Genomic DNA, 6,998 nt, shown 5'->3' with positions numbered 1-6,998 from the left:
GGACCGCCGGGCCAGCAGCCGCATCCCCCACAGGCCCAGCCCGAACGGCCGCGCCAGCACCAACCAACGCACCGGCGACCACCCACCCCAGGCGGGCCGGATCACGGCAGATCGCCGGGGCACGTCGCCCGATTCCCTGCGCGCCCCTTCGCCAAGCCCCTCTTCCCTGGGCCCCTCTTCCCTGGCCGCCCCACCCGCCAACCCGCGCGCCACTCCCACGGGCAGGCAGGCGAACAGGATCGGCATCACCGACAACTCCGCTCCCCACCCGGCCACCCCCGCCAAAAAACCCGCAAAGAAGATCGCCACAAAGCCGGATGCCACGGCGCCCGTCAGCACTGCCATGCCCATCGCATCCATCCACAACACCCGCCGCCAATCCCGGGGCGACAGCGGCAGCACGCGCAGCCAGTCCATGGCGGCGTCCCGCCGGGCGGCATTCCCCGCCATCCGGCCAAGCCCCAAACCGACCGCCGCGTTCACCAGCACCGACAGCAGCAGCGCCGTCACGCCATGCACCGCCGCCCATTTGCGCAACGCCACGCCGCCATCCCACGCTCCGCCGGCCAGCAATCCCAGCAGGACCATTATGCCCACCGGAAACAACACGGCATCCGACCGCCGCCGCAGCAGCCGCCACGCCACGACCCGGCACAAACCCCGCCAGCGTGCCCCGATCAGCACACGCGACGCCGGCACGCACGACGCCTCACGCATCACAATGCCTCACGTATGGTCCGCGCCGCCACGACATCGTAACTCGCCGCCCATGGCTGCCTTACGATGGGATTGAGTGGTTGGTAACTTCACGTCGTCAATGACGTCGTTATTGACGTCGTCAGGAGGCGAGGATGCGGCAGGAGATCCTGATTGGCGTGAGGCGTAGGCGGCGCTGGTCCGATGAACACAAGCTGCAGGTTACCGATACTCTCACGCTGTGCAAGCAGGAGATCGTTCGTCTCGGCATCGGTCAGATCATGAAGGAGGGACGGCGCCATGCGTAGGATGAATCAAATTCCCGCACGCGCCGCAAGCCCTTCTACCAACCCAGTGAGCAATTCCGACACCATTGCCGGGGTTAAGCCCGGCAATGGTGTCGGTCAGCAACAGCGAGAAATCGGCGGTATCGCAACAACGGGCGATAGTTTATTCAACTCACAAATCTGTCCGAACGAATGGGGCCACCTCTCTCAGGGCCTTCGCAACGCGCGAGCCGGTTCCATACGGGCAAGGCGAAGCGTCTGCCCGATAACAATAAGCGCAGCAAATCCGAGTGTTAAGCCGATTACGACGAGAAAATACGCCGGCGAAAGCGCGATTCGCTGAGAAAAAGTCGAGAGCCATGCGCGCATCAGACTCCACGCGAACGGGCATGCAATCATGCAAGCAAGCGATACCGGAAAAAGAAAACCACGCAGCATCAAAATAATGATATCGCCAACTCGGGCACCAAGAGCTTTGCGGATGCCTATTTCATGCCGACGTTGCACGCTGGAAAGTGAAGCCAAGCCATAGAGACCTATGCCCGCGATCACAAAGGTCATTATTGACCCAGCTATAGCCAACTTTCCTTGGCGTTGCCCATTCATATAAAATTCTGATGTCCGGTCGACCACAGTCTCAAAATTTCCCTCGGCGTCGGGGATCAATCTATTCCACACAGTTTTGAGGCGCTCCTGCATGTCGCGCGACGCGACGCCAGCGAAACGTATCGTAATAACCGCAGCGGGAATATTCTGCCTGGACTGAAGTACAACCAGGGGCCTTACCTTCTCATGGGGCGAGACAAATCGCATATCGTCTTCGACCCCTATAATGTAAAGCCTAGTGGATCCAATCGTTAGAGATTGTCCAATGGCTGCAGCAGGCGATGCAAATCCCGCCGCTGATACGGTGCGGGAATTGATAATGATATTATAAGGCCCAGGACTGGCTAAAAGTCCGTCCCAACCTTGGCTGTTGTCCTGCCCATGGAAATTGTCGAACCAGCGTCCAGCAAGAAGGTGAGGAAGATAGACGACGTCATAGCCCCGCGAAATGACATCCGTGAGAACATGGATATTTTCTCCACGTGCCGTCTTGGCATCAAAATAGCTGACGGTGGAAACATTTGGTTCCAGGACCGACAGCGTCGCAGCGGTGACGCCTGGGATTGCCCTCACAGCGTCGAGAAGCTGATGCTGCACATTTGCATCGCTGGCTGGAATCTGAGGACTGACCAGCAGCCCCTTTGCCGTATAACCCTGATCGGAGGTCCGGATAAAATTGGCCTGCTTATTAACGACTAAAGTGCATATCGCAATTACAGAGGCGATAGAAAACTGGACCAGAATCAAGACTTTTCTCACCTTGCCTTCAAGCCGCCCCCCAGACGGCAGGGCCGCGGAGGAGAAGATTATCGCCGGACGATAGGCCGAAAGCACCAATGCCGGATACACTCCGGCGGCAATTCCGGTCGCGACCGCGGAAATTAATAGAATTAATATTGTATGTTCATAATAAACATTAAGTTTAACACCCACCATGGATGAAATAAACGGTGATACCAACTCGAAGAAGCTCAATGCCAACACAGCGGAAATCAATGCTTGTAGGATGGACTCTCCCATAAACTGCATGAATAAAGCGGACCTGGTCGCTCCCAATGTCTTGCGTATCGCGACTTCCCGGGCACGTAACGCGCTCCGCGCGGTAGACAGATTGACGGAGTTTCCTATGGCCAGGATCAACACAAAAATGCCGGTGAGCCCAAGGCTATCCACGACACCACGATCAGCACCGTCAGACGTATCTTCCACGACTATATCATGAAAATGGGTTTCCGAGAGCGGTACGAATGTCAGCAGGCTTGTCTTCTCCGGATGTACACCAAGATTACGATCATCGTTGCCACTATCCGGCCCACTTGCTCGACGACTCAGAAACGAACTCGTCTGACTCTGAGCGAGGGCCATATCAGATGGCTCCCGAAACCTTACGTAGATACTGCCTATTGAGGAACGCCAGCGCGTAAATGCATAGCTCTTTTCCCGAACCCGCTGCGGGATGATCATCACCGCCTCGGGATCAATCGTTGTCGCAACCATTGGCTTCGAAAGAACGCCAGTGACGGTAAGGGCCACCTTTACGCCTTCTTCCATAACTATAATCGATCTTCCCAGGACCTCACGCCTTCCGAAGATCGCCTTCGCCAACCTGTCTGACAATACGATACCATCAGGCCGATCCAACGCGTGCGCAGGATCCCCTTGCTCAAGGGGCAGGGGAATCGTTTTGAAAAACTCGCTGTCAGTTTGCTCGATCGTTCGCGAAAATCGTCGATTGCCTGCTTCGAGTAATACCGACACGGGGCGATCCAGTGTCGATGCAGCGAGAAAAGGAAAATCCACTCGTAAGAACGGCAGAGCGGCGAATGAGAGGTTCCCGCTCTCGACGGGTGCATGCCCTGGCACCTTGTAGGTAATATCGACTCGCGCGATTGTTTTTGCGTCAGAGATGTTATCATTGAAGCTGTATTCGAAATAAACATATTGCGCTGAGATTATAAAGAAGCATAACCCTACCGCCATTCCAAAAATATCTATGAAAAAATACCGGGGATATTGACGCGCTTGACGAATAGTAGCATCGAAGATTGTTTTTAACATAGGACAGCTCCTCGCCGCTCCTCAAATTTCTGCGCCAGCATTCGGCGTTTTGAAAACTTCTCGTACTGTACGCAATGATACATGAAAATGGCGATCGAGGAAGCCGATGACGTCAGGTGTTTTATATGTGACGATCACTATCGTTTGATATTATACTTTGATTAAAAAGGTATTTATAAAACAATCTCGGACATCCTCCATTCAAAGACGTAGCCGGCTCATCAAAAAAAGGATTATATTTTCTATGAATATTAATAATCTCACCAGCGGCCCTGGATTACGATGTCTCACGCATGATGTCCGACCCACGCCGCGATCGCGGCGGCGCACCGCTCCGGCGCCAGGTCCGTATTGTCGAACCATCGCCGATCGATCGCGCCATCATCGAACAGCACGCGCGTGGCCATCGCGGCGGCCAGCGCGGCCGGGTCATGCATCTTGCCCGCCGCCACGCGCTCCGCCGTTCCCAACCGCCGCGCCCGAGCCTCCGGCGAACAGGTCAGGGTCGCCGAAAACAACGCACACCCTCGTAGCGCGGCAAGATCGATGACCGCCCGCCAGGTCTCTTCCGGAAACGAACTGCCGCCACCGCGCGTCACGACATTCGTCAACACCACCGGAACCTCGGGCGGCAGTTCCAGGATCCGCGCAAAGGCAACGGCCCGGACCGCGCGCACGGTCTCGTAAAAGGCCGCGCTGCCGCGCTCGGTCACCGCATAGCCCACGTTCAGGATCGTATGATTATCGAGAAGCCGCGCCCCCAACAGCCCGGCCAGGCATCGCCCAACGGTCAGCTTGCCCGATCCGGGCCAGCCATTCAGATGAATCAGCATCGTCACGTCCCCCACACCCGCCCGGATCTCCCCGAACTCCAACGTCGACGAATACCAAAAAGGGCCGATCCATACCGGACCGGCCCTGCACGAGCGCCATATCCGACCGGATGATGTCCGAACCGTTCAGAACTCCGTGCTGATCGTCCCGAACAATTCGCGCACCGACCCGCGCTCGAACGATTGGTAATCCCCCGTCACCGGGAAGCCGTTCTCACCCATCATCGCGACATATTTGGTGTTGTTCAGGTTGTAGATATTGAAATCGGCGGTCACATTCTTGAAGAACCGGAAATTCCCGAACTGGTACCGCACCCCGCCATTCACCAGCCAATAGCTGGGAATCCACGTATCGTTCAGGATCGAGAAATAACGCTTGGACAGGTAATTGGCATCGATATGGGCGGTAAACCCATGGAACGTATAGGACGCCATCGCCTTGTACATGAATTTCGGATAGCCATCCATGACATTGCCATAAATGTCGTCGTAATTCCCGTTTCCATCCTGGATCAGGGTATGCGCGCCCCAGGTGAAATGGTTATAACTGAACGAATTATAGATCGTCAGCCCCCGAACCGGCGTCAGCGTGGCCGAAATGTCGGCCCCGTACATCGTCGCCACCCGCGTATCGACGACCGACGTCAGCGGATTGTTCAGCGACCCGACCGAGGCCGACAGCAACCGGTGCGAGATATAGGTATAATACCCGTCCGTCGCCACGATAAGGTACGGCGAGGTATAGCGATAGCCCAGCAGGAACGTCCAGTCGCGCTCCGGCGACAGGCTGTGCTGCAATCCCTTGAAGATCGACTGCCCCGTCACCGCCCATGGCGAGGTCGCGCCGCCGGTCGGCGCCACCGTGAAGGGACGCATGTTCTCGGCGATATCGACATACAGGTCATGCTGCGGCCGCGGATGCCAGTCCAGGTTGACATGCGGCAAAAACCCGTTGGCCGAGGTCATGCTGCCGTTCGGCAGGTCCGCCGTGCCATAGACGTCCGCATTGCCGTAATAGGCACCGCCCGACGTCGTCTGCAGCAGGGACTTGAACCCGTATTCCAGCGTCAGGGTCGGCATCAGGCGCCAGGTATCCATCACATGCGCCTGGAACGTATTGGTGCTCCACTGGAATCCATAGGCCTGGGCGAAGGCCGGACCATAGGTATCATAGGGCCCGATCGTCTCCAGCGGCAGCCCCTGGCCCAGAACCGGCTCATTATACCAGTACTGCGCCTCGGCCTGGTTGTTGTTCTCGTACCAGAACCCGGCATTGATATGGTGCCGCGCCAGCGTGTAATCGAGCGCGGTGGTAAAGCCATAGCGTTCCTGCCGCGGCTGCCACACCTGCTCCGACAGCGGCGCCCCGGTCGTCGATCCCATGAACGGATCGCCATAGGTCGTGTACTGGGTATCGCTATGGCCATAGAGCGTCGACAGCCAGCGCAGCCGCTCGTTCAGCGTGATGTCGAAATTCAGCCCGCCGACATAATCGATCGATTGCTGCCCGCCGTCATAATAGGCCACGCCCGCCCCTTCGGCGGTATTCTGCCATCCGTTCGGCACCTGGTTCGGTCCACGCAGGGCAAAGGGCTGACCGGTCGTGGGGTTGATCGTCCCCGCCCCGCCCGTGCAGCTCGCCGCCGGGCTCGACCCGGTGTCGCAGATCCAGTTCCATTGCGCGGCGGCATAGGCCCCGGCATAATTCGGATAGAACGCCCGCGTGCGCCAGCCGACATTCTGCAGGATATCCAGCGACAGGTCCGGATAGTTCCAGGCCTGCGCATTGCTCCAGTTGAAGAACGCGGTCATCGTGCCGCGCTGGCCCAGCGGCTGGATCAGCTTGGCATCCACCCCCTGCTGGAAATCCGGGCTGGGCGAGCTGTATTTCTCTTCGTAATTGCGGTCATAGGCCACGAAGAACTTGGTGCCCGACGGGTTCAGGATCCCGCTGTCGAACCGGAAATAGCTGTGCTCCATCTTATAGCTTCCGAACCCCTGGGTGATCTTCCCACCCATCTTGTCCGTCGGGTCGCGGGTCCAGAACTGCAGGGTCCCGCCCAGATTGGTATTGGACGGCAATTGCACCGCGCCCGCGCCCTGCGACACCGATTCCCGCGCGATGTCGTCGGGAATCGCCGCATCGGCGACATTGACGCCGTTCAGGTTGGAATAGGACTGGTCGTTCAGCGGAATCCCGTCCAGGGTCACGCCCAACTGGTCCATGAAGAACCCGCGGACATAGAGATTCGCCCCCCAGGTATCGATGCCCAGCGCGTCGGTCGAACTGTAATTGACCCCCGGCACCATCTGCAGCGAGCGCAGGATATTGGTGCCGGGCACCTGCTGCTCCATGAAGGCCCGCGCCACGACCGTGTCCGCATTGTGCGAGACGAAACGATGGCCCGTCACCGCGACATTTTCATCCGATCGGGCCTGCAGGCCCCCCGCGCCACCCCGCCGCCGCGCGCGTCCCCGCGTTTTGACCGGGGCTTGGGTCTGGGCCGGGGCCTGCTCC

At 58.3% G+C, this 6,998-nt stretch carries 5 protein-coding genes; 1 reads left to right on the top strand and 4 read right to left on the bottom strand.

The features are described 5' to 3' along the window. The coding region (locus HUK84_RS08150) for a hypothetical protein (RefSeq protein WP_176639850.1) at positions 1-717 on the bottom strand (717 nt) is incomplete at its 3' end. Between the two features lie 134 nt (positions 718-851). Between HUK84_RS08150 and HUK84_RS08145 the strand changes: the two genes are divergently transcribed. Next, on the top strand, positions 852-1,004 hold the full coding sequence (locus tag HUK84_RS08145; protein WP_176639849.1) for a hypothetical protein: 153 nt from the start codon (positions 852-854) through the stop codon (positions 1,002-1,004). A 186-nt stretch (positions 1,005-1,190) separates the two neighbouring features. Here HUK84_RS08145 and HUK84_RS08140 read toward each other — a convergent pair whose 3' ends face one another. The 3 genes from HUK84_RS08140 to HUK84_RS08130 form a co-directional block, all read right to left on the bottom strand. Then, positions 1,191-3,647 (bottom strand): ABC transporter permease, encoded by a 2,457-nt coding sequence (locus tag HUK84_RS08140; RefSeq protein ID WP_176639848.1) that lies wholly within the window; start codon positions 3,645-3,647, stop codon positions 1,191-1,193. 287 nt (positions 3,648-3,934) lie between these two features. Further along, entirely contained in the window at positions 3,935-4,480 is a 546-nt protein-coding gene (locus HUK84_RS08135) for a hypothetical protein (RefSeq protein WP_176639847.1), read from the bottom strand. Positions 4,481-4,606: 126 nt separating this feature from the next. Next, positions 4,607-6,998 (bottom strand): TonB-dependent receptor (locus tag HUK84_RS08130; RefSeq protein WP_374729293.1); only part of this gene is annotated, 2,392 nt, incomplete at its 5' end.

This window comes from Nguyenibacter vanlangensis (genome assembly GCF_013376155.1).
Lineage (GTDB): Bacteria > Pseudomonadota > Alphaproteobacteria > Acetobacterales > Acetobacteraceae > Gluconacetobacter > Gluconacetobacter vanlangensis.
This window is presented reverse-complemented; position numbering and strand designations above follow the sequence as displayed.